This is a genomic window from Geodermatophilus sp. SYSU D00779 (assembly GCF_054050595.1).
Genome location: NZ_JBJGZQ010000039.1, coordinates 1 through 24,357, shown reverse-complemented (window position 1 = coordinate 24,357; position 24,357 = coordinate 1). Strand labels below are relative to the sequence as shown.

The window sequence follows — 24,357 nt, the reverse complement described above, 5'->3', positions numbered from 1 at the left end:
GTGCTGCCGGCGGCCGGGGCCGTGTCCTCCTGCGCGGGGCTGCCCGGGGGCAGGTGCGCTGCGGTGTTCAGCTGGTCGCGCCCTTCAGGGCCTCGGAGAGGGCCGCGGCCTCGTCGGGCGACAGCTCGACGACGAGACGGCCGCCGCCTTCGAGCGGAACGCGCATGACCAGGCCGCGCCCTTCCTTGGTGACCTCGAGGGGACCTTCACCCGTGCGCGGCTTCATGGCCGCCATGCGTGCCTCCTTCGTCGGCCGTGCGCAGCCCGTGGGCTGCTCACGGCGTCGTCGATGCTGTGAGCTCCGCTCACATGATCCCGTATCCCCGGCGCAGGTCCAACCCGAGCCCCCGTTGGTGGGCGCCCCGAGCTGTCCAGCGGCTCAGGAGCGGCCCCGTCCCGGGCCCCGCCCTGAGCTTGCGAAGGGTGGGGAGGACGGGGTCCTTCCTCACGGCGCGGTCGCGCGGAAGCAGGTGGCCACGTGGTCGTCGACCATCCCGGTGGCCTGCATGAGGGCGTAGGCCGTCGTCGGGCCGACGAAGACGAAGCCGCGGCGCTTGAGCTCGCGGGCCATCGCGGTCGACTCCGGGCTGGTCGCCGGGACGTCGGCGAGGGTGGCCGGGCGGGGCCGCGGGACCGTCGGCGCGAAGGACCACAGCAGCGCCGAGAGCCCCTCCGGGACCCGCTGCGCGGCGCGGGCGTTGGAGACGGTGGCGGCGATCTTGGCGCGGTTGCGGACGATGCCGGCGTCGGCGAGCAGCCGCGCCTCGTCGTCCGGGCCGAAGGCCGCCACCGCGTCGATCGAGAAGCCGGCGAAGGCGGCGCGGAACGCCGGGCGCTTGCGCAGGATGGTGATCCAGGACAGCCCCGACTGGAACGCCTCGAGGCAGAGCCGCTCGAAGAGGGCGTCGTCGCCGTGCAGCGGCGTCCCCCACTCCTCGTCGTGGTAGGCCACGTACTCCGGCGCGCTGTTGCCCCAGTCACAGCGGGTGCGGTTGTCCACGCCGGGCACGCTAGCCACCACCACCGACGACCGGCGTCAGCCCAGGCCCACGCCCACGGCACCGGTCGACAGGTCCTTGGTGTAGAGGTCGCGCAGCCGGTTGACGTCGGACGCGGTCAGCGGCTGCGACGTCGTCACCAGCACCCGGTCGCCGGTGACCGCCAGCAGCCGCCCGTACTCGGCCGGCGTGATCGCGCCGGTGGGGCCGGTGGTGGGGCGCCCGGAGGCGTCGGCGGTCACCAGCAGGAGCGGCCCGGCGACGCCGCCGTCGAGGTCGCGCCGGTAGTGGTCGGTGTGCCCGTTGGTGTCGGCCGGCAGCGCCGCCGCGGTCGTGGCGAAGAACGCGTAGCGACCGGTCGGGTCGAGCTCGACCTGGTGCTCCCACACCGTCGTCTGCCCCGTCCCCAGACGGACGACGGCGCCGGTGACGGTGTCCACCCGGTAGGCCAGCCCGGTCGGCCAGGTCTGCGCGGGGAAGTCCGTGGTGACGCGGTTGCTGGTGACCAGGGCGACGTAGCGCCCGTCGTCGCTCACCGCCAGGTCGCCGGTGTCGCGGTAGACCGAGAACGGCAGGGTCCGGCCGGTGGAGGTGGTGACCTGGGAGACCACGCGCAGCTCGCCGGCACCCGCTCCGGACAGCGTCTTGCGGTGGGCGACCACGCCGGAGGGGCCGTCGGCGCCGAAGACGGCGAACCGGCCGTCCGGGGTCAGCGCCAGGGCCGGGCCCATCGCCGGGCCGCTGAGCTCGCCGCCGGTGGTGGTCGTGGAGACCCGGGTGACCGTCCCGTCGGAGAGCCGCTTGGCGAAGACGTCGACCCGGTTGTTGGTGTCGCCGAGGACCAGGTCGGCCCGCGCCGAGTGGAAGAGCACCAGGTCGCCGTCGCCGGACACCGCCACCGACGGGGCGGTGGCGTAGACCGACGCCGCGGGCTGCAGCAGGGTGCCGGCCACCGACGGGGAGGCGGTGCCGCCCTGCGGTGCGCTCACCAGCGCCCAGCTGCGGGCCCTGACGTCGTAGCGGTAGACGTCGGCCAGCCCGTTGGTGTCACGCGGGTCGAGGGCCGCGGTCGTGGCCAGGACGACGTAGCGCCCGTCGTCGCTGACCGCCGGGACGCTGGTGTTGGTCGCGTCGCCCGCACCGGTGGCGGTCGCCGGCAGCGGGGCGATCCGCGTGCGGCTGCCCATGGCGCGGTCGACGACGTACAGCTCGTAGGCGGTGTTGGTGTCCGACGGCTCGAGGCGGGCGCGGGTGCCGACGACGACGAACCGGCCGTCGCTGCTGGCGGCCACGCCGCTGCTCTCCCCCGCTCCCTCGACCGGGACGGTGGCGTAGACCGGGGTCACCGACACCGCGGCGGAGCGCGCCGAGACGTTGCCCCCGGCGTCGACCGCCACGACGGTGAACGCGTACGTCGTGTCGTTGGCCAGGCCGGTCACCGTCGCCGAGGTCCCCGGTGCCGGCACGGTGGCGACGGTGCTGCCGCCGGCGTCCAGCACCCGGTGCTCGGCGACGTCGGCGCCCCCGGCGTCCCCGGCGTCCCAGCCCAGCACCGCCTGCCGGTTGCCGGCGGTGGCCGTCACGCCGGCCGGGGCGGGCGGCGGGGTGAGGTCGGTGGGGGTGGCGCTCGCCGTGGCGGAGCCGGAGCGGTTGCCGTGGCCGTCCACCGCGACCAGCGCGTAGCCGTACGTCGAGTCGTTGACCAGCCCGGCATCGGTGTACGTCGGCCCGGCCGGTGTCGCGATCTGCACGCCGTCGCGCAGCAGCACGTAGCCGGCCAGGTCGGGCTCGCCGTTCGCCGTCCAGCTGAGCGTGACCTGCCCGTCGCCCCGGACGGCGGTGAACCCGGCCGGCACGGCGGGCGCGGTGCGGTCGGTGGGCCGCGCCACCGCGGCACCGGACGGCCCCGAGGCGTTGGCCGAGGTGTCGACGGCGACCAGCGCGTAGGAGTACGTCGTGTCGTTGACCACGGCGGTGTCGGTGTACGCCGTGCCGGTGACGGTCGCGACCTGCACGCCGTCGCGCAGCACCCGGTAGGAGGCCAGGTCGGGTTCACCGTTCGCCGCCCAGGCGAGGGTGACCCGCCCGTCGCCGGCGGTGGCGACCAGCCCGGTGGGCGCGGCCGGCGCGCGGCGGTCGGCCGCGGGCACCTCCGCCGTGGCAGAGGCGGCCGACCGGTTGCCGTGGGTGTCGACGGCGACCACCGCGTAGCCGTGCGCGGCGTCGTCGGCCAGGTCGTCGACGTACGTCGTCCCCGGGACGCTCGCGACCTCCGTGCCGTCGCGGACCACGACGTAGCCGGCGAGGTCGGGCTCGGTGTTCGCCGTCCAGGAGACGGTCACCCGGGCACCGCCGTCGACCGCGGTCACCCCGGTGGGGACGGCCGGTGCGGTGAGGTCGGTGGGCGTGGCCGACGCCGTCGCGGTGCCGGAGGCGTTGGCCGAGGTGTCGACGGCGACCAGCGCGTAGGCGTACGTCGTGTCGTTGACGACGGCGGTGTCGGTGTGGGCCGTGCCGGTCACCGTGGTGAGGACGGCGCCGTCGCGCAGCAGCCGGTAGCCGGCGACGTCGGTCTCGGTGTTCGCCGTCCAGGAGAGGTCGACCCGCCCGTCGCCGCGGGTGGCGGTGAAGCCGGTCGGCCGGGCCGGGGCGACGCGGTCGGCGGGCGTCGCGCGCACGGTGTCCGACGGGACGGAGGCGTTGTCGTGGGTGTCGACGGCGACGACGGCGTAGGCGTAGGTGGTCTCGTTGACGACGGCGGTGTCGGTGTAGCCGGTCGCGCCGGTCACGGTGGCGAGGACGGCGCCGTCGCGCAGCACCCGGTAGGAGCCCAGGTCGGTCTCGGTGTTCGCCGTCCAGGAGAGGTCGACCCGACGGTCGCCGGCGGTGGCGGCCACGCCGGTGGGCGGCGCCGGGGCGTCGAGCTCGTGCGGGGTCGCGGTCGCCGCGGCCGAGGAGACCGACCGGTTGCCGTGGGTGTCCACCGCGGCCAGCGTGTAGCGGTAGGTCGTGTCGTTGACCAGCCCGGCGTCGGTGTACGTCGTCCCCGTCACGGTGGCGACCTCGACGCCGTCGCGCAGCACCCGGTAGGAGGCCAGGTCGGGCTCGGCGTTCGCCGCCCAGGCGAGGGTGACCCGCCCGTCGCCGCGGACGGCGGTCAGGCCGGTCGGTGCCGCCGGCGGGGTGAGGTCGGTGGGCGTGACCTGGACCGCAGCGGAGGCCGGCGACCGGTTCCCGTGGCCGTCGACGGCGACCAGCGTGTACGTGTACGTCCGGTCGTTGGTCAGCCCGGGATCCAGGTACGTCGTGCCGGTGACCGCGGCGACCTCGACGCCGTCGCGCAGCACCCGGTAGGAGGCCAGGTCGGGCTCGGTGTTCGCCGTCCAGGACAGGCCGGCCCGGCCGTCCCCCCGGTCGCCGACGAGGCCGGTCGGGGCCGCGGGTGGGGTGAGGTCGGTGGGGGTGGCGCCGACCGCCGGCGCCGAGGGCACCGACCAGTTCCCCGAGGTGTCGTGCGTCTGCACCGTGTAGGCGTAGGTGCGGTCGTTGACCAGCCCGGTGTCCGTCCAGCTCGTGGTGGCCCGACCGGCGAGCAGGCCGCTGGTGTCGACGCCGTCGCGGAGCACCCGGTAGCCGTCCGCGTCGTAGTCGGCGCTGTTGGCCGTCCAGGAGACGGCGACCCGGCCGTCGCCGCGCACGGCACCCACCCCGGTGGGCGCGGCCGGTGCGATCGTGTCCCGCGGCGTGCTGCGGACAGGGCTGCTGGGCTGGCCCACGTACGTCGTGGGGAACAGGAACACGGTCTCCGTGGTCGTGGTCCGGACGGTGACCGTGTACTCCCGGCCGTTGGTCAGCCCGGTGAGGGTCGCGGTCCGGGTGGACGCGTTCGTCGTGACCCTCGGCTGGGTCTCGACGTCGACGAACACCTGGTAGCCACTCGTGGCGGTCTCGGTCGACGCGGACCAGGAGACGGCCAGCGCCCGATCGGCCGGTGTCACCACGACGCTCGCCGGCGGTGCGGGGTCCTGGGTGCTCACCGTCTGCAGCCGCGGTGAGGACGGGGCCTGCCCGCACAGCACCACGGTGAGCACCGCGAGGACGGCGGCCGACAGCCGCAGCAGCCGGCCACGGGGACGCCGGGCAGCCCGCTGGTCAGCGCCGCCGTCGCGCATCTGTCGCGTCCCTCCTGCCGGAGGCGCCCGCGGACCGGCGGGTGCCGAGGTGGTCCTCGACACGCACCGCGGCGTTGCTTGAGCCGAGCCCGACGGCGCCCCACCCGGACGGGGGGCTCAGGGGACGGCGGCGTCCACGTCCCCCAGCTCGGTGCGGTCGCGGCGCACCGGGCTGCGGCGGGTGGCGAGCACGCAGCCGAGCACCACGACCGGCAGGCCGACCGCGAGGCCGAGGGTGAACGGCTCGTCGAGCAGCAGCACGCCGAGTAGCACCGCCACGGCCGGGTTGAGGAAGGTGATGACCAGCGCGCGCTGCGGGCCGACCTCGCGGATCAGGGCGAAGAACAGCGCCAGCGCCACGGCGGTGCACACGACCCCGAGGACCAGCACGGCCAGCAGCGCGTCGGCGGGCGCCCGCGCGGCCGCGCCCAGCCGGGGCACGGCGAACGGCGCGTAGACCAGCGCGGTGACGGCGAGCGCCACCGCGCTGGCGGCCACGCCCGGCACGTCGGGCAGCGCGCGGCTGACGATCAGCGGCGCGGTGGCGTACCCGACGACGACCAGCGCGACCGCGAGCAGCGGCAGCAGCGCGATCCCCTCGACGTCGAGGCCGAGCAGCACGGCGATGCCGGCCACGCCCAGGCCCATGCCGAGCAGCCGGACGCGGCCGAGCCGCTCCTCCTCGCCGGTCAGCCGGCCGGCCAGCGCGGCCACGAAGGGCACCCCGGCGACGAGCAGGCCGGTGAGCGAGCTCGACAGCGTCTGCTCGGCGTAGGCCAGCAGCAGCCACGGGCCGGTCATCTCCAGCACGGTGAAGGCCAGCAGCGGCCGCCAGCGCCGCAGCGCCGGGCGCAGCTGGCCGCGGGCGACCGTCCAGGGCAGCAGCAGCGCCGCGCCGAGCACGCACCGGCCGAAGACGACGACCACCGGCGCCATCTCCTCGACGGCCACCTTGATGAGCAGGTACGGCACGCCCCAGACCAGCGACATCGCCAGGAACAACCCCCAGCCCCGACGGCTCACCGCTGCCCCCGCACCCCGCCGCACTCCCGCACCCCGTCATCCTGCCCGGGCGTTTCCCGGCCCTCGCACCGGGCACCGCCCGACGGTGCGCGCTCCTCCCCCGTCCGGACGGCGGCTGGCGGCCTCGGGGCTGCTGTTCGGCGCCGGCCTCATGGGCTCGGTCGACGAGATCGTCTTCCACCAGCTGCTGGCCTGGCACTCCTTCTACGACCGCGCCGGGGGCACCGTGGGGCTGCTCTCCGACGGGCTGCTGCACGCGGCGACGCTCTCGGCCGTCGTCGCCGGGCTGGCCCTGCTGGCCGACCTCCGCCGCCGTGGCGCCCTCGACGTCCGCCGGTGGTGGGCGCTGGTGCTCCTGGGCGCGGGGGCCTTCCAGCTCTTCGACGGCGTGGTCGACCACAAGCTGCTGCGGGTGCACCAGGTCCGCTACGGCGTCGACCTGACCGGTTACGACGTGGCCTGGAACGCCTCGGCCGTCGTCCTCCTCGCCGCCGGCGCGGCGCTGCTGGGCGCCCGCCGCCGTCCGGCCCGGTGACCGGGCTCGCCGTCCTGGCGCTGCTGGTCGCCGGCGCGCTGTACGTGGCGGCCGGCTGGTGCACGCCCTGGCCGCTGCGGCGGACGGCGTCCTGGCTGACCGGCCTGGCCGCGGCCGGGGTCGGGGCCGTCCTCTCGACCGCCCACGGCGACCTGCGCACCCACATGGCCGGGCACCTGCTGCTGGGCATGGTGGCGCCGCTGCTGCTGGTGCTGGCCGCCCCGGTCACCCTGGCGCTGCGGTCGCTGCCGATCGGCGCGGCCCGGCGGCTGGCCCGCGTGCTGCGGACCCCGCCGCTGCGCTGGGCGGGCGACCCGCTGGTCGCCGTCCCGGCCAACGCGGCCGGGCTCTGGGTGCTCTACGGCACCGGGCTGCACGCCGCCGCCGTCCACCGCCCGGCCCTGGCCGCGCTCGTGGCGCTGCACGTGCTGGTCAGCGGCTACCTGGCCACCGCCGCGGTGCTGGCCGTCGACCCGGCGCCGCACCGCCGCGGCGTCGGCGTGCGGGCCGCCGCGCTGGCCGCCGGCGCGGCCGCCCACGACGTCCTGGCGAAGTGGCTCTACGCCGCGCCCCTGCCCGGGGTGGCGCACGCCGCGGAGGGCGCTCGGCTGATGTGGGACGGCGGCACCGTCGTCACGCTGGTGGTCGCCGCGGTGCTGTGGCGTCGCTGGTACACCAGCCGCGCCGCCGTCCGGGCCGCGGGAGCACCCGCGGCGGCGGCCGCCGGGGCAGCATGAGCGGGTGGACGCCGCCGACCGCCTCGCCGCCCTCGTCGACACCCTCGCCGACGAGCCGGACGTGACGCTCCCCGAGCCCGGCGCCCCGCGCCGGTTCGGGTCGCGGGCGCTGAAGGTCGACGGCGCGGCCTTCGCGATGGTGGTGCGCGGCGCGCTGGTGCTCAAGCTGCCCGAGGACCGCGTGGCCGCTCTGCTCGCCGACGGGCGCGGCGGGCCGTTCGGCGGTCGGGGCCGGCCCTACCGCGAGTGGGTCGCGCTGGCCGACGGCGAGCCGGCCACCGACCTGCCGCTGGCGCGCGAGGCGCTGGCCTTCGCCCGCTCCCGGCGCGACGCGGTCAGTTGACCGGCCAGGCCACCTCGAGGTGCGGCTCGTCGGGGGGCGACGTCCCGGCCGCCGAGGTACACCTCGACGGGGCTGCCGGTGCGCTCCAGCCCGGCGGCGTCGCACCAGCGGGCGACGGCGTCGTAGGCGTCGAGGAGGCGGGGGTACTCCGCCTCGGCGCGGGTCAGCACGGTGACCGCCTCGCGGCCGGCCGGCTGCCGCCGCAGCCGCAGCTCCCCCGTCGGCCGCACCGTGCCAGAGAACGGGACGGCGACCTCCACCGGGCCGTCGCTGTCGGCGGTGACCATGCCGTGGTAGACGACCCGCAGCGCGCCGGCGCGGGTCGCACCCGACGCCGCGAGGTGTTCCTCGAGGACACGGGCGGCGTCGGAGACGAAGGGGCCGAGCTCCTCGATGGTCAGTCGCCGCAGAGTGGTCAGCAGCGCGGCCTCGTCGGTGGTGCGCAGGGCGACGTCGTGCACGGGGGCCTCCGGGGGGTCGTCGTCGCCGGCGAGTCGCCGGCGCAGGGAGCGGACGAGCGCCCGCCGGCGTGCGACGTCGTCCTCGACGCCGGCCCACCAGCGGTCGACCGCCGCCAGCCGGTCGGCCGGCTCGAGCTCGGCCACCTCCCGCACCCGCGCGAGCGGCATGCCCGCCTGGCGCAGCAGCCCGACGAGCCGGGCGCGGGCCACCTGGGCCGGGGCGTACCGGCGGTGGCCGGAGTGCCCGTCGACGCGCGCGGGCACGAGCAGCCCACGGTCGCCGTAGAGCCGCAGCGCCTTGGGTGACAGGCGGGTCCGGCGCAGGAACTCCCCGACCCGCAGCAGGTGCTCGTCCACACCGGTCACCCTCGGACCAGCCCCAGGGGCCGGGTCAAGCGCGGCCGGTGTAGCGCCGGGCGAAGTCGGCGAAGCGCTTGAGCGAGAGGCGGACGCCGGCCACCGCGGCCGGCTTCACCAGCGGCCAGCCCAGCTGCCCGAGCAGCCCGAAGGGCAGCCACAGCTGCTCGGTCCACGTCACGAGGGAGCCCGCGCCCTGCGGCGTGACCTCGAAGGTGCCCGGCCCGCGCACGATCCTGCCGGTGTGCTGGACGACGGCGCGCCGCGGCGGGTCCCACTCGGTGACGACCATCGTGTCCAGCACGCCGAGTCGCCGCCCCCGCACGGGCAGACCGGTGCGTGCCGCCAGCCGGCCGCCGACCGCGTGCGGGTCCCCGCCGGTGACCTCGACGTCGGTGAGCAGCATCCACTCGCCCTGGCGGGTCCAGTCGGTGAGCGCCGCCCACACCTGCTGCGGCGGGGCGTCCACGACCACCCGCTCCACCAGCTCACGCATCGGTCCGCGCTCCGTTCCCGCCCGCCGGGGCGTCGTCCGCACCGGGCGCGGTCCGCCCGGCCTCCAGCCGGGCGCGCAGCGCCGCGACCTCCGCGTCGCGCTCCTCGAGCGCCTGGGCCAGCTGCTCGAGCAGCCAGTCGACCTCGGTCATCCGGTAGCCCCGGACGGTCACCGACATGCGCACCCCGCGGACGTCGTCCGCGGTGACCGGCCGGTCCTCGGGCAGCTCCAGCGGCGAGCGGTCCGGATCGGCCGGCGGCTGGGTCTCCCCCCGGCCGAGCAGCACCGAGCCGCCGAGGAACAGCAGCCCGCCGACCACCGCGACGGTGAGGACGAAGACGACCGCCTCGAGCACCCCGACCTCAGGCCCTTCCCCCGGCGTGGTGCCGCGCCTCGGCTGTCATCACGCGTCGCTGGGGCTGTCGTCGACCGGCAGCGCCCGCATCCCGCCGCCGTTGTCGCCGGCCTGCCGCGCCTTCTCGGCCTCCTGGACGATCCGCACGACCTCGTCGACGTCGTCGGTCACCGTGAACAGGTCCAGGTCGGTGTCCTTGATGGTGGCCGCGGGCACCATCGTCGTCCGCAGCCAGTCGACCAGCCCCGACCAGTACTCCGACCCGAACAGCACCACCGGGAAGCGGGTCACCTTGCGGGTCTGCACCAGGGTCAGCGCCTCGAACAGCTCGTCGAGGGTGCCGAACCCGCCGGGCAGGATGACGAAGGCCTGCGCGTACTTCACGAACATCGTCTTGCGGACGAAGAAGTAGCGGAACGCGATGCCGACGTCGACCCACTCGTTGAGCTCCTGCTCGAACGGCAGCTCGATGCCCAGACCGACCGAGAGGCCGCCGGCCTCCGACGCGCCGCGGTTGGCCGCCTCCATCGCGCCCGGACCGCCGCCGGTGATCACCGCGTACCCGGCCTCGGCCAGCGCCGCCCCGATCGCCACGCCCGAGGCGTAGTGCGGCGAGTCCTGCGGGGTGCGGGCGCTGCCGAACACGCTCACCGCGCGGGGCAGCTCGGCCAGCAGCCCGAAGCCCTCGACGAACTCACTCTGGATGCGGAGCACACGCCATGGATCGGTGTGCACCCAGTCGGTCGGCCCGCGCCGGTCGAGCAGCCGCTGGTCGGTCGTCGTCCCGTCGTGGGTGCGCGGGTCCGGCTCGCCGCCGCGCAGCATCACCGGGCCGCGGTGGCGGGTGGGCCGCGGCTTGCGGGCGTTGGCCGGCTCGGGCGTGGTGGTCATGCGCGCTCCTGGTCCGTGGGCGTCGACAGGTAGGCGACGAGCGCGTCCTCGGCCGGCTGCAGCCGGTCGACGAGGACGTGCTCCTCGCGGGTGTGGGCCAGCTGCGGGTCCCCGGGGCCGTAGTTGAGGGCCGGGATGCCGAACGCGGCGAAGCGGGCGACGTCGGTCCAGCCGAGCTTGGCCCGCGCCGGGCGACCGACGGCGGCGACGAAGGCCGCGGCCGCGGGCTCGGACAACCCCGGCAGCGCCCCGCCGGCGTTGTCGACGACGGTCAGCGTCACCCCGGCGGCGAGCGCGTCGGCGAAGACCTCGCGGACGTGCGCCTCGGCGGCGTCCTCGTCCCGGTCGGGGGCGTAGCGGAAGTTGACCGTCACCGTGCAGGCGTCCGGGACGACGTTGCCGGCCACCCCGCCCTCGATGCGGACGGCGTTGAGGCCCTCGCGGTAGACGCAGCCGTCGATGTCGACCTCCCGCGCCTCGTAGGCCGCGAGGGTGGCGAGGATGCCGGCCGCGCCGTGGATCGCGTTGACGCCGAGCCAGCTGCGGGCGCTGTGGGCGCGCCGGCCGGGGACCTCCAGCACCGCCCGCAGGGTGCCCTGGCAGCCGCCCTCGATCTCGCCGTCGGTCGGTTCGAGCAGGATCGCCAGGTCGCCGTAGAGCCAGCCGCGGCGCTCCCGCGCCACCCGGCCGAGGCCGTTCTTCACGGCCTCGACCTCCTCGTTGTCGTAGAAGACGAACGTCAGGTCGTGCGCGGGCTCGGCGCCGGGGACGCCGAAGCGCCCGGCCAGCCGCAGCATCACCGCGTCGCCGGCCTTCATGTCGCTGGTGCCGCAGCCGTAGAGTCGGCCGGTCGCCTCGTCGAGCCGGCTGGGGACGTTGTCGGCGATCGGCACCGTGTCCAGGTGACCTGCGAGGACCACCCGGGTGGGCCGGCCGAGGTTGGTCCGCGCGAGGACGGCGTCGCCGACCCGCTCGACCTCCAGGCCGCCGAGCGCCCGCAGCGCCGCCTCGACGGCGGCGGCGAGCGGGCCCTCGCCGCCCGACACCGACGGGGCGTCGACCAGCGCGCGGGTGAGCGTCAGGACGTCGGCCGCGGGGTCCAGCGGGGGCAGGTCGGTCACGACTCCCGAGCCTACGGGCGGCGCCACGGCCGAGCCGCCGCAGCGCGCCCAGCGGCACCGGCCCGTCACCCCCCGTTCACCACAGCCGGCCGGGCGGCACTCCGGTCTCCCGGGACCTCTCCCCCTGCCCCGCATGGTGGGCAGCGGCGGAGGTCGCGGAGAAGTCCTCCCCGCCGTCCTCTCCCCCTGCCCCGCATGGTGGGCAGCGGCGGAGGTCGCGGAGAGGTCCTCCCCGCCGTCCTCTCCCCCTGCCCCGCATGGTGGGCAGCGGGAGAGGACGCGGGAGGGGTGCACGAGGCCGGTCACCCAGCCCCCGACCGAGTCGGCAGCACGGGACCGGCGCTCGGTAGCGTCGTCCCCGTGACCGACTCCGCCCCGCTCTCCGCCGTCGCCGCCGGTCTGGCCACCGTCACCCGCGCCGGGACCGTGCTCGACACCTGGTACCCCGAGCCTCGGCTCGGCGCGCCCGAGGGCGCCGGGACCGGCACCACCCGCCTGGGCGCGCTCGAGATCTCCGGCGAGCTCGGCCCCGACTACGGCGGGCTGGTGCGCAGCGACGAGTCCCGCGGCGTGGAGGTGGTCGCCGTCCGGACGGTCATCGCGGACCTGTCCGCACCGCCCGCCGACACCCACGACGTCTGGCTGCGGCTGCACCTGCTCTCCCACCGGCTGGTGCAGCCCCGCAGCATCAACATGGACGGCGTCTTCGGTCTGCTCACCAACGTCGCCTGGACCAGCGTCGGCCCGGTCGAGGCCGCCTCCTTCAACCCGCACCGGCTGCGCGCCGCGCACGGGCAGGTCACCGTCCACGGCGTCGACAAGTTCCCGCGGATGGTGGACTACGTCATCCCCACCGGTGTCCGCATCGCGGACGGCGACCGCGTGCGGCTGGGCGCCCACCTCGCCGAGGGGACGACGGTCATGCACGAGGGCTTCGTCAACTACAACGCCGGCACGCTGGGGCCGTCGATGGTCGAGGGCCGGATCAGCGCGGGCGTCGTCGTCGGCGCCGACAGCGACATCGGCGGCGGCGCCTCGATCATGGGCACCCTGTCCGGCGGCGGGAAGCAGGTCGTCTCGATCGGTTCGGGCTGCCTGCTGGGCGCCAACGCGGGCATCGGCATCTCCCTCGGCGACAACTGCGTCGTGGAGGCCGGCTGCTACGTGACCGCCGGCTCGCGGGTGACCCTGCCCGACGGCTCGGTGGTGAAGGCCGCCGAGCTCTCCGGGCGGGACGGGCTGCTGTTCCGGCGCAACTCGGTCTCCGGCGCGCTGGAGGCCCTGCCGCGGACCGGCACCTGGGGCGAGCTGAACGCGGCGCTGCACAGCAATTGAAGGACCACCCTTCACCCCACGCCTCTCAAGCTCGGCGCGGGACCCTGAAGGATGGCCGTTCCAGCACGTCACCGGGGCCGACACCTCGTGTGCAGGTCCAGGCTCCGTCCAGGATCCGGCCCTACAGTCGCGGACGATGAGCAGCACACGCACCGCGACGGCACGGCGGACCACGTCCGCCCGCCGGCCGCCGGCGCGTCGCCCCACCGCCCGGCGCCGCTCGTCCGGACGGCGTGCACCGGTCCGCCGGGGACCCGCGCAGACCGCGGCGTCCTGGGGGTGGCTCGCGGCGGTGCTCGCCGTGGTCGCGCTCGTGGCGCTCTCGGTCCACGCCGACGGGGAGGACGTCCCGATGGCGACCGCGGAGTGCACCCTGCCGGCGACTGGCGTCCGGCTCACCGGCGAGCAGATCGGCAACGCCCGGACCATCGCGCAGGTCGGCTACGAACGCGGCCTGCCGGAGCGGGCCGTCGTCATCGCCCTGGCCACGGCGATGCAGGAGTCACGGCTGCGCAACCTCGACTACGGCGACCGGGACTCGCTCGGCCTGTTCCAGCAGCGGCCCTCGCAGGGGTGGGGCACCGAGGCCCAGGTCCAGGACCCGGTCTACGCCGCCGGCAAGTTCTACGACGGCCTGGTGCAGGTTCCCGGGTGGGACACCCGCCGATTGACCGAGGCAGCCGACGCCGTGCAGCGCTCGGCGTTCCCGGAGGCTTACCAGAAGCACGAGGGCATGGCCGTCGAGCTGGTGGCCGCGCTCGACCTCGACGCCGTGCTCTGCGACTGAGCCGGGCCAGTGGTGCACCTGCTCAGCCGGCGAGCCGCTCCACGGCCGCGTCGATCCGCTCGTCGGTGGCGGTGAGCGCCATGCGCACGTGCCGCGCGCCCGCCGGACCGTAGAAGGAGCCCGGCGCGGCCACGATGCCCAGCCCCGCGAGCCAGTCGATCGTCGTCCAGCAGTCCTCGTCGCGGGTGACCCAGAGGTACAGCCCGGCCTCGGAGTGGTCGATGCGCGCGCCGGCGGCCCGGACGGCGGCGGCCAGCCGGTCGCGGCGGCTGCGGTAGCGCTCCCGCTGCTCGTCGACGTGGGCGTCGTCGGCCAGCCCGGCGGCCATCGCGGCCTGCACCGGCGTGGGCACCAGCAGCCCGAGGTGCCGGCGCACCTCCCACACCTGGCGGACCAGCGCCGGGTCGCCCGAGAGCAGCCCCGCGCGGTAGCCCGCGGCGGTCGACTGCTTGGACAGCGAGTGCACCGCGAGCAGCCCGGTGTGGTCCTCCCCCGCGACCTGCGGGTGCAGGACCGAGCGCGGCTCGACGTCCCACCCGAGGGTGGCGTAGCACTCGTCGGCGACCACCGGCACGCCGTGCGCGCGGCCGAAGGCCACCCAGGCACGCAGCTCGTCGTCGGTGAGCACCCGGCCGTGCGGGTTGCCCGGGGAGTTCAGCCACACCAGGACCACGCTCGCGGCGTCGTCCGGTGGGGTGTCGGTCCGCCGCACGGTGAGCCCGGCCAGCACCGCGCCGACCTCGTAGGTCGGGTAGGCGACCTCGGGGATCAGCACCGTGCCGGCGCCGCGCAGCCCGAGCAGGGTCGGCAGCAGGGCGACGAGCTCCTTGGACCCGACGGTGGGGATCACCGAGGGGGCGGCGCCGAGGGGGTCGGCCAACCGCACGCCCAGCCGGCGCTGCAGCCAGCCGGCCGCCGCGGTCCGCAGCTCAGCGGTGCCCAGGGCGGTCGGGTAGCCCGGCGCGTTGCCCGCACCGGCCAGGGCGGTGGCCAGCAGCCCAGGCGTGTCGTCGACCGGCGTCCCGATGGAGAGGTCGACGACGCCGCCGGAGTGCCGGGCCGCGTCGGCCCGCGCCGCCCTCAGCGAGTCCCAGGGGAAGTCGGGCAGTCGACCGGCCGCCGTCCCCGGGGTGGTGGTGGTCAGTGACCCTCACCCTGCGGCGGCAGCGCGGCGACGAGCGGGTGGTCCTTGCCGATCTTGCCGGTCTTGGCGGCACCACCGGGGCTGCCCAGGTCGGAGAAGAACTCCACGTTGGCGTCGTAGAAGTCCTTCCACTTGTCCGGGACGTCGTCCTCGTAGTAGATGGCCTCCACCGGGCACACCGGCTCGCAGGCGCCGCAGTCGACGCACTCGTCGGGGTGGATGTAGAGCATCCGGTCGCCCTCGTAGATGCAGTCCACCGGGCACTCGTCGATGCACGCCTTGTCGAGGACGTCGACGCAGGCCTGGGTGATGACGTAGGTCACGGGTGTTCCCTCCCGGGGACGTGCGGGGCTGCTCCGCCGGCGCGACGGCCGGTCGTCTCTGTCCTCAAGTATGGCCCGTGGCGCTCCCGCGAAACGGAACGGGTGGCCCGGTCGGCCCGGCCGGGTGAGACCCCGCCGGATGGCGCCCGTGCGGACGGCGCAGGATCGGACCGTGGGACAGAGCCGCTCACCCCTCGACGTCGCAGGCCTCGAGCTCCTCGCCACCCGCGGCTGGCGCGGCGGGGACGAGGCCCCGCTCGGCGAGTGGTTGCTGCGCGCGGGTGGCGGCTTCACCGGCCGGGCCAACTCCGCGCTGGCCGTCGGAGACCCCGGCATGCCGCTGCCCGACGCGGTGGACGCCGTCACCCGCTGGTACACCGACCGCGGGCTGCGGCCGTGCGCGATGCTGCCGGGCCGCCAGTCCCGCGCCGCCGACACCGCTCTCGCTGCGGCCGGGTGGGAGCGCGACGAGGACGTGCTGGTGCTGACCGGGCCGCTCACGCCGGCGCCGGCCGACGGCGTCCCGGTCGACCTCTCCCCCGAGCCGGACGACGCCTGGCTGGCCGGCTACCGGCACCGCGGCCGGCCGCTGCCGCCCACGGCCCGCGCGGTGCTCGTCAACGCCGACGACGTCGTCTTCGCCTCGGTGCGCCTCGACCCGCCGCCGGCCCCGCTGGCCGCCGTCGCCCGCGGGGTGGTCACCGACGGCTGGCTCGGCGTCGCCGCGGTCACCGTCGAGGAGCGGTACCGCCGGCAGGGGCTGGCGACCGCCGTCATGGCCGCGCTGCAGCGCTGGGGGGCCGGGCTCGGCGCCTCCTGGGTGTACCTGCAGGTGTCGGCGTCCAACACCCCGGCGCGGGCGCTCTACCGGCAGGCGGGCCTCATCGAGCACCACCGCTACCACTACCGGTACGCACCGGCCTGACGCCGTCCCGCTGCGAGGTCGCCCGCCGGGGGGCAGAGGGGTCGGCCGGCTCGACACCCGTGCGACGACGACCGACACCCGAGACGTGCCCGTTGCCAGGCTCCTCCGTGCCAGCGCGTCGACCCCGTACGACGCGGAGGCCGCGGTCGAACGGCTCCTGACCCGCCTGCGGCAGCAGATCGGGGCGTCCCGGGTCGCCGTGTGGGTGCACGAGGCCACCACCGAGACGGTCGTGCCCTACCGGCAGTCGGTGTCCGCGGAGACGACGCCGGGCTCGGGCCCCCTCGTGCTGCACCACGCGATGCCGGTCGCCGGCTCGCCCCTGATGTCGGCCGTGGTGCACGGCCGCCGGCCGGTGCGGGTGGAGGACGGGAACCCCGATGCCTTCGCTCCGGGGATCGCCGCGCGGTTCGGCGTCGGATCGGTCCACGGCGAGCCGCTGCTGTTCGGCGACCGGGTCGTCGGGGTGCTCACCGTCGAGCCGGCCGCGGCGGCCGGGGACCGCGTCGGGCAGGCCGCGCCGGCCATCGCCCGTGCGCTGTCGGCGGCCCGGACGCGCCGGTCGGAGGCCCGGCGGCTGTCCTGGCCGGCCGACCGGCTGGTGTCCTGACCGGGTCCGGCGTCAGGACGGCCGGTCCGCGCCGCTCCGCGGCGCCGCCAGCACCTTGCCCACGGCGAAGGCCGCGGCCACGACACCGGACAGCAGGAAGGCCAGCGAGAGGAACCCCAGGACGCCGCCGCCGGTGAGCAGCAGGTCGCCCTCGGGACGGGGCAGGCTCGCGCCCACCGCGACGACCAGCCACACCACGGCGGGCAGCACCGCGGCCAGCCGGGAGCCGGTCAGCCGCGCGGCCAGGCCCACCAGCAGCAGGTTGCCGACGACCGCGGCCACCACCGACACGGGCACGGGGACGCCGAACACGCGCAGCGGCAGCCAGAAGACCTCGACCAGCGCCAGCCACGCCGCCAGCACGGTGACCAGCAGGGCCGCCCCGAGCCTCCGGATCACGCGTCCAGGCCGGCGAACAGGTCGTCCTCCCAGCCCTCGGGGGTCGCCGCCGGCCCCCGCCGGCCGCGCACCAGCCGGTAGTACTCGGTGCCGAGGACCTCCTGGCCCAGGTTGTTCGACAGCGCGAAGAACGGACCGTCGACGGTGATCTGGGTGGCGTGCGCGCGCATCGCGGCGTCCTTGTGCCCGGCGTGCGCCCGCCCGTCGACCGCCGCGTCGACCAGCTCGTCGGGGACGGCGAACGGCACGTCCTCCACCTCGCCCAGGGACTCGAACGGCGAGGCCTCCCCCAGCGCGGCCATCGCCTCGATGCCCTGCCGCAGCACCGAACGCGGCACGCAGCACCAGTAGACCTTCGCGACCTCCCACGCCCCGCCGAGGTCGGGGCGGTAGGCGGGGTCGGCGGCGGCGTCCACGGCGCGCATGGCGACGCGGTGGGCCTGGATGTGGTCGGGGTGGCCGTAGCCGCCGTTCTCGTCGTAGGTGACCACGACCTGCGGCCGGACCTCGCGGACCACGGCGACGGCATGCGCCACCGCCTCGTCGAGGTCGGCGTTCCAGAACGCGCGTGGCTTGTCGTTGGCCGGCGTCCCCACCATCCCGGAGTCCCGGTACCGGCCCAGGCCGCCGAGGAAGCGCCAGTCGCTGACGCCGAGGGCCTCCATCGCCGCCCGCAGCTCGGAGATCCGGTACCCGCCCAGCTGGTCGGCGTGGTCGGCGGCCAGCAGCTCGAGCTCGGGGACGAGCACCTCGCCCTCCTCACCCAGGGTGCAGGTGAGCAGGGTGACCGACGCACCCTCGGCGACGTAGCGGGCCATGGTGGCGCCGTTGTTGATCGTCTCGTCGTCGGGGTGGGCGTGCACCAGGAGCATGCGGCGGGTGGGGGTCACGGGAAGGATTCTCCCCGGCCCCCTCGGGCGGGCCCGGAGTCCGCCCCGCTACTCCACATCCACCGGGACGACCGTGCGGGCCTCGGCGAAGTGGCAGGCCGAGGGGTGGCCCTGGCCGCGGTCGACGAGCGCCGGCGCCTCCTGGGCGCAGATGTCCTGGGCCTTCCAGCAGCGGGTGCGGAACCGGCAGCCCGACGGCGGGTCGGCCGGGCTGGGCACGTCGCCCTGGAGCAGGATCCGGTCCTTCTGCCCGCGCAGGTGCGGCTCGTGCAGCGGCACCGACGACAGCAGCGCCTGCGTGTAGGGGTGCGACGGCGAGCCGTAGACCTGCGCGTCGGTGCCCTCCTCCACCACGCTGCCGAGGTACATGACCGCGACCCGGTCGGAGATGTGCCGGACCACCGACAGGTCGTGCGCGATGAACAGGTAGGACAGGCCGAACTCGTCCTGCAGGTCCTCCAGCAGGTTCACGACCTGCGCCTGCACCGAGACGTCGAGGGCCGACACCGGCTCGTCGCAGACGATCACCTCGGGCCGCAGCGCCAGTGCCCGGGCGATGCCGATGCGCTGCCGCTGACCGCCGGAGAACTGGTGCGGGTAGCGGTTGACGTAGTCGGGGTTGAGCCCGACGCGGTCGAGCAGCTCCTGGGTGCGCTGCAGCCGGCCCTTCTTCGGGGCGACGTCGGTGTGCACCGCCCAGCCCTCGGAGACGATGTCGCCGACGGTCATCCGCGGGTTCAGCGAGGCGTACGGGTCCTGGAAGATGATCTGGACCTCGCGCCGGTAGGCCTTGAGCGCGCGGCCGCTCATCCTGGCGACGTCGCGGCCCTTGTAGAGGATCTGCCCGCCGGTCGGCTTCTCCAACGCCACCAGCAGCTTCGACACCGTCGACTTGCCGCAGCCGGACTCGCCGACCAGACCCACGGTCTCGCCGCGGCGCATGGTCAGGTCGACGCCGTCCACGGCCCGGACGTGGCCGACGGTCCGCTTGAAGACGACGCCCTGGGTCAGCGGGAAGTGCTTCTTCAGGCCGCGGATCTCCAGCAGGGTCTCGCCGGGGGTGGCCGGCGCGGTCGACGCCCGGGGCGCGGCCGCCGACCCGGCGGTGGACTCAGACACCGAGGACCTCCTCGCTGTAGTGGCAGGCCGCCTCGCGGCCCGGGACGACCAGGCGCAGCGGCGGGACGTCGGTGGCGCACTCGCGACCGGGCGCCGCCGCGTCCCCGAGCCGGCGGCGCGAGCACCGCGGGTGGAACGGGCAGCCGCTGGGGATCGCCGCCAAGTTCGGCGGCTGGCCGACGATCGGCTGCAACCGGCCGCCCTTGGCCTCCACCTGCGGGACCGAGCTCATGAGGCCCTCGGTGTAGGGGTGCGCCGGGTTGCCGAAGACGTCGTCGACGGTGCCGCGCTCGACGATCCGGCCGGCGTACATGACCGCCACGTTGTCGGCGACCTCGTTGACCACGCCCAGGTCGTGGGTGATGAGGACCAGGCCCATCCCGGTGTCGCGCTGCAGGTCCTCGAGCAGGTCCATGACCTGCGCCTGCACCGTGACGTCGAGGGCGGTGGTGGGTTCGTCGGCGATGAGCACCCGCGGGTCGAGGGCGATCGCCATCGCGATCATGACCCGCTGGCGCATGCCACCGGAGAACTGGTGCGGGTAGTCGTCCACCCGGGACGCGGCCGCGGGGATGCGGACCCGGTCCATCAGCTCGATCGCGTGCTTCCTCGCGTCCTTCTTCGACATCCCGCGGTGCGCGCGGAACATCTCGCCGATCTGGTAGCCGACGCTGTAGACGGGGTTCAGCGAGGACAGCGCGTCCTGGAAGATCATCGAGATCCCCGGACCGCGGACCTTCCGCTGCTCCTCGGGCGACTGCTCGAGCAGGTCCTCGCCCTGGAAGTAGATGCCACCGCCGGTGATGACCGCGGGCGGGCTGTCGAGGATCCCCATGATCGCCTGCGCCGAGACCGACTTGCCGGAGCCGGACTCGCCGAGGATGGCCAGCGTCTCGCCCTCGGCCAGGCTGTAGCTGATGCCGTTGACGGCGTTGACCACGCCGGAGCGGGTGCGGAACTCCACGTGCAGGTCGTCGACCTCGAGCACGGGCGTGCCGATGCCGGCGCCGGGCACGGGAGGGGTGGACAGGTCGGGTCGGGTCATGCGCGCTGCCTCGGGTCCAGGGCGTCGCGGAGCGCGTCGCCCATCATGATGAAGGCCATCACGGTCAGGGTCAGGACGAGGCTGGGGAACAGCACCAGGTGCGGTGCGCTGCGGATCGAGTCCTGACCGATCGCGATCTGCAGGCCCCAGGAGATCGCCGGCCGCTGCAGCCCGACGCCGAGGAAGGTCAGCGTCGCCTCCGCGGCGATCAGCACGCCGATCGTGATGGTCGTGTACACGAGCACCGGTGCCACCGCGTTCGGCAGGATGTGCCGGACCAGGATCCGCCCGTTCGACGCCCCCATGGCCCGGGCTGCCGCCACGTAGTCGGAGCTCTTGACCGCGATGACCTGGGAACGCACCAGCCGCATCGCCGTCATCCAGCCGAACAGCGCCAGTGCCAGCGCGACCGCTCCTGGCCCGCGGCTGTTGATGATCGGGATGTCGGTGGCCGGCCCCACCCGCAGGAGCACCAGGGCCCCGAGGATCAGGGGCAGCGCGTAGAAGATGTCGGCGATCCGGGACAGCACCCCGTCGGTCACCCCGCCGAAGTAGCCGGCGACGGCGCCCACGACGACGCCCAGGACGAGGACGACCACGACGGCGAAGACACCGATGATCAGCGAGTTGCGGGCGCCGTGGACGACGTTGGCCAGGTAGTCGCAGCCCTGCACGTCGTAGCCGAACCAGTGGTCGGCCGAGGGCAGCGCCTTGGAGTTGGCCAGGTCGCAGGCCCGCGGGTCGGCGCCCCGGGCGAACAGCTGCGGGACGATCGCCATGAGGACGAACAGCAGGCACAGCACGGCGCCGATCCAGAACAGCGGGTTGCGCTTGAGCTCGCCCCAGGCGTCGCTCCACAGGCTGTTCTGCCGGGACTCGGTGACGTCGACCGACGGGGACGCCAGCCCGGTCTGCGTACCGGCCTCGACCTCGTCGTGCCGGAGGTCCATCTGCTGCTGATCAGTCATAGCGGATCCTCGGGTCGAGGACGGCGTAGAGCACGTCGACCACCAGGTTGAAGAAGATGAAGAAGAAGACCATCAGCGTCACGATGCCGACGACCACCGCGCCCTCCTGGGCGCGCACGGAGTCGAAGACCTCCCGGCCGATGCCGGGCAGGTTGAAGACCGTCTCGGTGACGATGGCGCCGCCGAGCAGCGTGCCGATGTCGGCCCCGATGAACGTGACGACCGGGATCAGGCTGTTGCGCAGGGTGTGCCGGACGATCACCGTCCGGTTGGGCAGTCCCTTGGCCCGCGCCGTCCGGACGTAGTCGGCGCGCAGGTTCTCCGCGACGCTGGTGCGCGTCAGCCGGGCCACGTAGGCCAGGGAGCCCGACGCCAGCACCAGGCCCGGGAGCAGGTAGCTGTAGAGCCCCTCCCGCGTGCCGGCGATGGGGAACCAGCCGAGCTTGAGGCCGAACAGCAGCTGGGCGACGAAGGCCAGCACCAGGATCGGGATCGAGACGATGAGCGTGGTCGAGACCAGCACCAGGTTGTCGAAGAAGCTGTTGCGCCGGATGCCGGCGAGCACACCGGCGACCAGACCGATGACGGCCTCGAAGACGATGGCCACCAGGGCCAGCTTGACGGTGACCGGCAGGGTCCGCTCGATCGTGTCGAGGACCGGCCGGCCGCGGAAGTCGGTGCCCAGGTCCCCCTGGAACAGGTTCTTGAGGTACTCCCAGTACTGCACCCACAGTGGGTCGTTCAGGTGGAAGCGCTCGCGCAGGACCTCGACGACCGCCGGCGAGACGGGACGGTCCCCGGCGAGCGCCCGGATGGGGTCGCCGGGCAGGGCGTACACCATCCCGAAGATCAGGAAGGACGCGCCGAGCAGCACGGGGATGGTGAGCAAGAGGCGGCGCGCGACGTAGCGGCCCATGTTCCCCCTCGGGTCGTCGTGCCCCCGGGATCCGCCGGTGACACGGGGTCAATCGTGCCCGCTGGGGGGCACGCGCGCCGCCGGGGGCGACCGTCCTGCTCGGACGGGCGCCCCCGGCGGGTGGTGCGGTCCTGCTCGGCGTCAGCCGGTGACGGTGACCTCGGACCAGACCGGCCGCTGGAACAGGTCGATCCGGACGTTGTCCACGCGGTCGGTGTGCACGGTCTGGATCTCGGTGAAGAACATCGGGGCCATCGGCATGTCCTCGGCGATGAGGTCCTCGGCAGCCTGGTAGTCGGCGACGGCCTCGTCCTCGCTGGCTGCCTGGTCACCCCGGGCGATCAGCTCGTTGACCTGGGGGTTGTCGTAGAAGCTGTAGTTCGAGCCGATCGGCGGGAACGACGACGGCGCGAACAGCGGGGTCAGGTAGCTCTCCGCGGCCGGGTAGTCGAAGCTCCAGCCGTACCGGAACGGGCCGGTCCAGCCCTTCTGCTCTCCCAGCGGCAGGTACTGGGCGAAGTCCAGGTTGCCCTGCAGCGAGAAGTCCACGCCGAGGTTCTGCCGCAGCTGGTTGCCCACGGCCTCCATCCAGGCGTCGTGGCCGGCGCCGGCGTTGAACCACAGGTCGATCGGCTGGCTGCGGTCGAAGCCGGCCTCGTCGAGCAGCTGGTTGGCCCGGTCGGCGTCGAACGTGCAGTACTCGCAGGCGCCCTCGCGGTAGCCGTCGACGACCGGCGAGATGAACGAGTCCGCCGGGGTGCGGGTACCGGAGAAGATGGCGTCGGAGATGGCCTGCCGGTCGACGGCCATCGAGATGGCCTGGCGGACGCGCTTGTCGGCGAACCGCTCGTCGTAGGTCGGGAAGCCGAGGTAGGTGATCTGCGAGACCTCGGTCTCGATGAAGCCGTCCCCGAACGCGTCGCGGGCCGACTCGATGACGTCCGGCGGGATGACGTCGACGATGTCGACGTTGCCGTCCTGGGCGTCGGTGTAGGCGGTGGCGGAGTCCGCGTACACGACGAACTCCATGCCGTCGGCCTGGGCCGCGTCCTCGCCGGCGTAGTCCTCGAACTTGGTCAGGGTGATGCCCTGGCCCGGGACGTAGTCGGTCTCGGCCTGGAACGGGCCGTTGCCGATCGGGCGGGTGCCGAAGCCCTCCGGGTCCTGGAAGAAGGCGTCGGGCAGCGGGTCGAACGAGTTGTAACCGACGACCGCCGGGAAGAGCCGGAACGGTGCGCTCAGCTGCACCGTGAAGGTGCGGTCGTCGACGACCTTCAGCCCGCTCAGCTCCTGGGCGGCGCCGTCCTGCAGCTCCTGGAACCCGGCGATGCGGGACAGGTAGGAACCGCCGTCCTGCGCGTTGGCCGGGTTGGCGGTGTAGTTCCAGGCGTCGACGTAGGACTGCGCGTCGACCGGCGTCCCGTCGTGGAAGGTCCAGCCGTCCTTGAGCGTGATCGTCCAGTTCTGGTTGTCGGCGGAGTCGATCGACTCGGCGACACCGGTGTACTCCACCTGACCGTCTTCGGAGTACCCCACGAGACCGGTCCAGAGGGCGGCGATGACCTTGGCGCCCTCGCTCTCCGTGGTGTTGCCGGGGACGAGCGGGCTCTTCGGCTCACCGATGTACGCGGTGAAGGTGCCGCCACCCTCGCCGCCGCCTCCGCCGGAGCCGCTGTCGTCGCCGCCACCACCACAGGCGGACAGGACCATCGCGCCGGACAGGCCGGTCGCGATGAGCGCAGCGAAGCGCTTGCTCAACCTCACGTGCAATGCCTCCCTCGTCCCGCTGTGCGGGGGGAACGGACTGGTTCGCCGGCAGCCAGGCGTCCGCGACGGGCGGCCGGGGGTCGTGCGGGCACACCGGGCGAACCCGGTACGGCGGGGACCCTAGGCGCGCTCCGCGAAGGGCGTCCACGACCGTCACCGACTTGTGACCTCGAGTCAGCATCCCACAGGGTGGAATCACACTTGCCCACACCGGGGCCACCCCGTTCTCAAGGACTTCCGCCGGGGTGCGGGTTCCGCCGGACGTCTTCCGCCGCCACCGCCCCGGCGTGTCAGGTCCGTCGTCCGCGGGTACCCCGGTCGGACCGACGAGAGGAGTCGACATGAGCGGCATCGACAAGATGAAGAACAAGGCCGAGGAGCTCTCCGGCAAGGGCAAGGAGAGCGTCGGCGAGGCGACCGGCGACCGCGACCTGCAGGCCGAGGGCAAGGCCGACCAGGCCTCCGGCAACCTCAAGCAGGCCGGCGAGAAGGTCAAGGACGTCTTCAAGTGAGCCGTCGGGGGGGGGGGGGGGGGGGGGGGGGGGGGGGGGGGGGGGGGGGGGGGGGGGGGGGGGGGGGGGGGGGGGGGGGGGGCGGGGGGGGGGGGGGGGGGGGCGGGGCGGGCGGGGGAGCGCTCGGG

26 protein-coding genes are annotated in these 24,357 nt (G+C 74.8%); 8 read left to right on the top strand and 18 right to left on the bottom strand.

Annotation, left to right across the window (positions count from 1 at the left end):
• Window positions 1-67 precede the first annotated feature (67 nt).
• From ACI79G_RS22890 to ACI79G_RS22875, 4 genes are all read right to left on the bottom strand, one after another.
• The gene (locus ACI79G_RS22890) at window positions 68-235 is read right to left on the bottom strand and encodes a DUF3117 domain-containing protein (RefSeq protein ID WP_012947303.1); all 168 of its coding nucleotides are present in this window, start codon (window positions 233-235) and stop codon (window positions 68-70) included.
• A gap of 210 nt (window positions 236-445) precedes the next feature.
• Entirely contained in the window at window positions 446-1,000 is a 555-nt protein-coding gene (locus ACI79G_RS22885) for a DNA-3-methyladenine glycosylase I (RefSeq protein ID WP_456883334.1), read from the bottom strand.
• Between the two features lie 36 nt (window positions 1,001-1,036).
• A complete protein-coding gene (locus tag ACI79G_RS22880; protein ID WP_456883333.1) occupies window positions 1,037-5,170 on the bottom strand; it encodes a fibronectin type III domain-containing protein in 4,134 nt (1,377 codons plus the stop codon).
• Window positions 5,171-5,287: 117 nt separating this feature from the next.
• The gene (locus ACI79G_RS22875) at window positions 5,288-6,193 is read right to left on the bottom strand and encodes a DMT family transporter (RefSeq protein WP_456883332.1); all 906 of its coding nucleotides are present in this window, start codon (window positions 6,191-6,193) and stop codon (window positions 5,288-5,290) included.
• An 85-nt stretch (window positions 6,194-6,278) separates the two neighbouring features.
• Between ACI79G_RS22875 and ACI79G_RS22870 the strand changes: the two genes are divergently transcribed.
• Genes ACI79G_RS22870 through ACI79G_RS22860 form a run of 3 tightly spaced genes read left to right on the top strand, consistent with a single transcriptional unit; the run spans window position 6,279 to window position 7,808 of the window.
• On the top strand, window positions 6,279-6,728 hold the full coding sequence (locus ACI79G_RS22870; protein ID WP_456883331.1) for a DUF2243 domain-containing protein: 450 nt from the start codon (window positions 6,279-6,281) through the stop codon (window positions 6,726-6,728).
• Window positions 6,725-7,465, top strand: a complete 741-nt coding sequence (locus ACI79G_RS22865; RefSeq protein WP_456883330.1) for a cytochrome c oxidase assembly protein — start codon at window positions 6,725-6,727, stop codon at window positions 7,463-7,465. Before ACI79G_RS22870 ends, ACI79G_RS22865 begins: the two co-directional genes overlap by 4 nt.
• Window positions 7,466-7,469: 4 nt before the next feature.
• Complete coding sequence (locus ACI79G_RS22860) at window positions 7,470-7,808, top strand: hypothetical protein (RefSeq protein WP_456883329.1); 339 nt, start codon at window positions 7,470-7,472, stop codon at window positions 7,806-7,808.
• Here ACI79G_RS22860 and ACI79G_RS22855 read toward each other — a convergent pair.
• Genes ACI79G_RS22855 through dapE form a run of 5 tightly spaced genes read right to left on the bottom strand, consistent with a single transcriptional unit; the run spans window position 7,703 to window position 11,489 of the window.
• Window positions 7,703-8,626: a MerR family transcriptional regulator gene (locus tag ACI79G_RS22855; RefSeq protein WP_456883328.1), complete on the bottom strand. Its 924-nt coding sequence runs from the start codon at window positions 8,624-8,626 to the stop codon at window positions 7,703-7,705. The two genes, ACI79G_RS22860 and ACI79G_RS22855, sit on opposite strands and share 106 nt — an antisense overlap.
• A 34-nt stretch (window positions 8,627-8,660) precedes the next feature.
• The gene (locus tag ACI79G_RS22850; RefSeq protein WP_091215298.1) at window positions 8,661-9,122 is read right to left on the bottom strand and encodes a CoxG family protein; all 462 of its coding nucleotides are present in this window, start codon (window positions 9,120-9,122) and stop codon (window positions 8,661-8,663) included.
• Complete coding sequence (locus ACI79G_RS22845) at window positions 9,115-9,477, bottom strand: DivIVA domain-containing protein (RefSeq protein WP_456883327.1); 363 nt, start codon at window positions 9,475-9,477, stop codon at window positions 9,115-9,117. Before ACI79G_RS22845 ends, ACI79G_RS22850 begins: the two co-directional genes overlap by 8 nt.
• Before the next feature lie 48 nt (window positions 9,478-9,525).
• On the bottom strand, window positions 9,526-10,368 hold the full coding sequence (locus tag ACI79G_RS22840; protein WP_456883326.1) for an LOG family protein: 843 nt from the start codon (window positions 10,366-10,368) through the stop codon (window positions 9,526-9,528).
• A complete protein-coding gene (gene dapE, locus ACI79G_RS22835) occupies window positions 10,365-11,489 on the bottom strand; it encodes a succinyl-diaminopimelate desuccinylase (RefSeq protein WP_456883325.1) in 1,125 nt (374 codons plus the stop codon). Before dapE ends, ACI79G_RS22840 begins: the two co-directional genes overlap by 4 nt.
• A gap of 360 nt (window positions 11,490-11,849) precedes the next feature.
• On the opposite strand from dapE, the gene dapD reads away from it, so the two are divergent.
• Complete coding sequence (dapD, locus tag ACI79G_RS22830) at window positions 11,850-12,824, top strand: 2,3,4,5-tetrahydropyridine-2,6-dicarboxylate N-succinyltransferase (protein ID WP_456883324.1); 975 nt, start codon at window positions 11,850-11,852, stop codon at window positions 12,822-12,824.
• A gap of 136 nt (window positions 12,825-12,960) precedes the next feature.
• Window positions 12,961-13,611: a hypothetical protein gene (locus tag ACI79G_RS22825; RefSeq protein WP_456883323.1), complete on the top strand. Its 651-nt coding sequence runs from the start codon at window positions 12,961-12,963 to the stop codon at window positions 13,609-13,611.
• Window positions 13,612-13,633: 22 nt separating this feature from the next.
• On the opposite strand, the gene dapC is transcribed toward ACI79G_RS22825, so the two are convergent.
• Entirely contained in the window at window positions 13,634-14,719 is a 1,086-nt protein-coding gene (dapC, locus tag ACI79G_RS22820) for a succinyldiaminopimelate transaminase (protein ID WP_456883342.1), read from the bottom strand.
• Between the two features lie 32 nt (window positions 14,720-14,751).
• Window positions 14,752-15,078 (bottom strand): ferredoxin, encoded by a 327-nt coding sequence (gene fdxA / locus ACI79G_RS22815; RefSeq protein ID WP_135130837.1) that lies wholly within the window; start codon window positions 15,076-15,078, stop codon window positions 14,752-14,754.
• 172 nt (window positions 15,079-15,250) lie between these two features.
• Between fdxA and ACI79G_RS22810 the strand changes: the two genes are divergently transcribed.
• Complete coding sequence (locus tag ACI79G_RS22810; RefSeq protein WP_456883322.1) at window positions 15,251-16,003, top strand: GNAT family N-acetyltransferase; 753 nt, start codon at window positions 15,251-15,253, stop codon at window positions 16,001-16,003.
• Window positions 16,004-16,088: 85 nt separating this feature from the next.
• A complete protein-coding gene (locus tag ACI79G_RS22805; protein ID WP_456883321.1) occupies window positions 16,089-16,613 on the top strand; it encodes a GAF domain-containing protein in 525 nt (174 codons plus the stop codon).
• Window positions 16,614-16,625: 12 nt separating this feature from the next.
• On the opposite strand, the gene ACI79G_RS22800 is transcribed toward ACI79G_RS22805, so the two are convergent.
• The 7 genes from ACI79G_RS22800 to ACI79G_RS22770 all read right to left on the bottom strand — a co-directional run bounded on the left by ACI79G_RS22800 (window position 16,626) and on the right by ACI79G_RS22770 (window position 23,714).
• Window positions 16,626-17,012, bottom strand: a complete 387-nt coding sequence (locus tag ACI79G_RS22800) for a hypothetical protein (RefSeq protein ID WP_456883320.1) — start codon at window positions 17,010-17,012, stop codon at window positions 16,626-16,628.
• On the bottom strand, window positions 17,009-17,902 hold the full coding sequence (mshB, locus tag ACI79G_RS22795; RefSeq protein ID WP_456883319.1) for an N-acetyl-1-D-myo-inositol-2-amino-2-deoxy-alpha-D-glucopyranoside deacetylase: 894 nt from the start codon (window positions 17,900-17,902) through the stop codon (window positions 17,009-17,011). Before mshB ends, ACI79G_RS22800 begins: the two co-directional genes overlap by 4 nt.
• Before the next feature lie 48 nt (window positions 17,903-17,950).
• Entirely contained in the window at window positions 17,951-19,021 is a 1,071-nt protein-coding gene (locus ACI79G_RS22790) for an ABC transporter ATP-binding protein (RefSeq protein ID WP_456883318.1), read from the bottom strand.
• Window positions 19,014-20,066, bottom strand: coding sequence for an ABC transporter ATP-binding protein (locus ACI79G_RS22785; protein ID WP_456883317.1), 1,053 nt, complete (start codon window positions 20,064-20,066; stop codon window positions 19,014-19,016). The genes ACI79G_RS22790 and ACI79G_RS22785 overlap by 8 nt, the downstream gene beginning before the upstream one ends.
• Window positions 20,063-21,034 carry an ABC transporter permease gene (locus tag ACI79G_RS22780; RefSeq protein ID WP_456883316.1) on the bottom strand — a complete coding sequence of 324 codons (972 nt, stop codon included), beginning with the start codon at window positions 21,032-21,034 and terminating at the stop codon, window positions 20,063-20,065. Before ACI79G_RS22780 ends, ACI79G_RS22785 begins: the two co-directional genes overlap by 4 nt.
• Window positions 21,027-21,950: an ABC transporter permease gene (locus ACI79G_RS22775; RefSeq protein WP_456883315.1), complete on the bottom strand. Its 924-nt coding sequence runs from the start codon at window positions 21,948-21,950 to the stop codon at window positions 21,027-21,029. The genes ACI79G_RS22780 and ACI79G_RS22775 overlap by 8 nt, the downstream gene beginning before the upstream one ends.
• Window positions 21,951-22,091: 141 nt before the next feature.
• Complete coding sequence (locus tag ACI79G_RS22770; RefSeq protein ID WP_456883314.1) at window positions 22,092-23,714, bottom strand: peptide ABC transporter substrate-binding protein; 1,623 nt, start codon at window positions 23,712-23,714, stop codon at window positions 22,092-22,094.
• A gap of 344 nt (window positions 23,715-24,058) precedes the next feature.
• Here ACI79G_RS22770 and ACI79G_RS22765 point away from each other — a divergent pair, with 344 nt between their 5' ends.
• Window positions 24,059-24,229 (top strand): CsbD family protein, encoded by a 171-nt coding sequence (locus ACI79G_RS22765; protein ID WP_091215265.1) that lies wholly within the window; start codon window positions 24,059-24,061, stop codon window positions 24,227-24,229.
• The last annotated feature ends 128 nt before the right edge of the window (window positions 24,230-24,357 follow it).